The following is a 2,920-nucleotide window of genomic DNA, read 5'->3' on the forward strand; positions in this document are numbered from 1 at the left end:
GGGGGGCCCCCTGCGTTATGGGATTGGCCGCAATTATGCGTAGCAAAACGCTCCAGCAATCGGTATTAAGCGACCTGCTCTTGTGGATCGATAATAATCTGGATAAGAAACTGACCGTCGACGATCTGAGCGATATCTCTGGTTATTCCCCCTGGCATTTGTTTCGGCTCTTCCGTCATTATTTTGATCGTTCGCCAATGGAATATATCCGCCAGCAGCGCATGTCGCTGTGTCGCCGTTTATTGCTGACGACGCCTGGTTACCGAATCGTCGATATTTGTATGATGGTCGGTTATGACGATCTCAGTGCGTTTAATCGTACCTTCAAAAAATATCATGCGCTCACGCCCACTCAGTATCGCTATCAGATCACGCGGCAAAAATAAGGAGGTCCCCCTCCTCCGCATCGCTGCGGTTGGGAATGGAAGGGGGACAGGGGATATTACAGAAGGGAAATAGCAGGATGCTATTATCGAACCCGGTCGGGATCAACGACCTTGCGCGACGGAAATCAGTATAAAAGGATATGTTGAGCTAATAATGTAGAGGGCGTGAAGATTTTGTCACGATTTATAACCGCCTCCTCCGCTCTCATCTGAAATAAAAAAACCGGGTCGCGTTGCACCCGGTTTACTCCTCATCAGGATCATCAGAAATGAGTATTAACGCTCATAAAGAAGGTCCGCCCCGATTCGTTATAGGTCTCGGCACCCGCGCCATACAGATAAGCTCCCGTCGTCGCGTTGCCGGTCGTTTGCGCATTCCCTGCCCGGTAGTGGCGGATATCAAACAGGTTATCTATCCCGCTGGTGAAGCTCAGATTTTTGTTCACATCCCAGGTCGCACTGAGGCCGACAATGCTGTATGGGCTGACTTCGTTTAGTTCGCTGCCGCTGACCGCCTCGCCCTTATAATTGAAGCGTTTTGGTTTCTGTCGGCCATACCAGGTAAAGGTGCTCTGCAGGGAGAGATCTTCACGAACCTGCCAGCTTAGGGTCGAGTTCAGGGTAAACTGCGGGATCACTGACAGCCGGTCGCCGGTCGTCTTATTCTTGCTCTGCAGCATCCAGGTCAGGTTATTGCTCCAGTTAACCGCCTCCCCCACCGGCAGATTCAGCGTTCCTTCCAGGCCTTCCACTAACGCCTTTGGTACGTTTTCCCACTGATAGATATTGGTGGTGCCGTTGCTGGCGGTACCCACCGCCGCATACCCTGACTCAATCTTATTGTGATAGTCGTTACGGAACCAGGTGATCCCCGCCTGATAGCCATCATGCTTGTACTCAAGACCAATCTCTTTATTAACGCTGGTCTCCGCTTTCAGATCGCTATTCCCCATCAGATAGCAGGCGGAACTACTGGCGTAACAGCCTTGACCGTTGCTGTAGAGAATATAGTTCGGGTTCAACTGGTAGAGGTTAGGCGCCTTGTAAGCGCGGGCAATGCCCAGCTTCAGCGTCCAGTCGTCCGTCAGCTCCTGAGACAGGTTCAGTGAGGGGCTCCAGTTATTGCCGACGATGCTGTGGTGATCGAAGCGCAGAGCGGGTGTCAGCATGGTGCTGTCCGTTAGCGCCATATTATCTTCGGTAAACAGCGAGAAGATCTCGGCGCTGGAGTACGGGCTACGACCGGTAGCCGATACGCCATCGATAGTGCCGTAAGAGAGCGCCTGGGTTGTCGATACGCCATCTTTCATCCGCTGCTGATTCCATTCTGTCCCCAGCGTCAGATTCTGATCGACCCCCAGCGTAAACGGAATATTCACTTCACTATGTAGCAGGACATCGGCCAGATCGATATCTGAAAACTCGCTACTGGAGAAGATCCCTTCCGTACCGCCCGCCAGCCCTTCATCCATTCGCGAGTTACGGGTGTGTTCGTACTGGGCATAGCTGTTGCTGGTCACGCCATTATCCCAGCCGCCGGTCCATGTTACGCCGTAAGTTTGCCGGTAGAGACGGTTGGTCTCTTTCCCGTACATACTCTTCACCAGCGTACTGGTATTGGTGTTTTGTGTGTCGCCGGCATAGAGATTACCCTGGCGGCTGTAACCGGCCTCAAACTCCAGGGCCTGCATCGGGGCAAACTCCCAGCGCAGCTTACTGTGAATATCTTTGTTCACCACCCCTTCACGTCCGGCGGGATAAGAACCGGCGTAGGAACCGGTACGTTCCGCTTCATGCCCGGCGTTAATATCCTGCGCATCGGCCTGGGTTTTACTCAGATTACCCCAGAGATTGAAGCTGACACTGTCCGACAGCGGACCATTGAGGCTAAAGTTAGTACGTTTCGTCGCCCCTTCTTTACGGTGCTGCGGAGCGTTCATATAGGTATTCCACGACCCGTGCCATTCTGGTGTGGTCGGTTTGGTCACGATGTTGACGACCCCACCCATCGCGCCATTACCATAGCGCGCCGCCGCCGGGCCGCGGATCACATCGATATGATCGATCATCTCCGCTGGCACCCAACTGGTATCGCCGCGGGAGTCACGATCGCCGCGCCAGCCATACCGCACCGAGTTACGGCTGGTCACCGGTTTACCATCGACCAGCACCAACGTATTCTCGGGCCCCATGCCACGGATATCAATTTGCCGGTTGTTGCCGCGCTGCCCGCTGGTAGAGTTGCCGGTCAGGTTTACCCCGGGCTGCGTACGAATTAACTCCGACACATCGCGGGCGGGGGGATGTTTGCGGATCTCTTCTGCGGTGATGGTCGACACGCCCGGCGCCTGCAGGTTCTGCCTGGCGGCGGTTATGACCATCGTCTCCTCGTGATTTTCGGCAGTGGCGGCGCTCTCGTCAGGCGTCGATTGTTCGGTCATGTTCTCTGCCGCCTGCAGCGGCACGCTACAGGCGAGCAGAGGAATGACGATCCCCAGCGGGAAGTGGGTAATGACTCCAACTTATTGATAGTG

2 protein-coding genes are annotated in these 2,920 nt (G+C 54.6%); one reads left to right on the plus strand and one right to left on the minus strand.

Annotated features, from left to right (window positions below):
• Positions 1–17: 17 nt before the first annotated feature.
• Positions 18–386: a helix-turn-helix transcriptional regulator gene (locus HMPREF9538_RS09115; protein ID WP_004177844.1), complete on the plus strand. Its 369-nt coding sequence runs from the start codon at positions 18–20 to the stop codon at positions 384–386.
• 263 nt (positions 387–649) lie between these two features.
• On the opposite strand, the gene HMPREF9538_RS09110 is transcribed toward HMPREF9538_RS09115, so the two are convergent.
• Entirely contained in the window at positions 650–2,899 is a 2,250-nt protein-coding gene (locus HMPREF9538_RS09110) for a TonB-dependent siderophore receptor (RefSeq protein WP_042632490.1), read from the minus strand.
• Positions 2,900–2,920: the final 21 nt, after the last annotated feature.

Origin of the sequence: Klebsiella sp. MS 92-3 (assembly GCF_000195655.1) — a bacterium.
Classification (GTDB): domain Bacteria; phylum Pseudomonadota; class Gammaproteobacteria; order Enterobacterales; family Enterobacteriaceae; genus Klebsiella; species Klebsiella pneumoniae.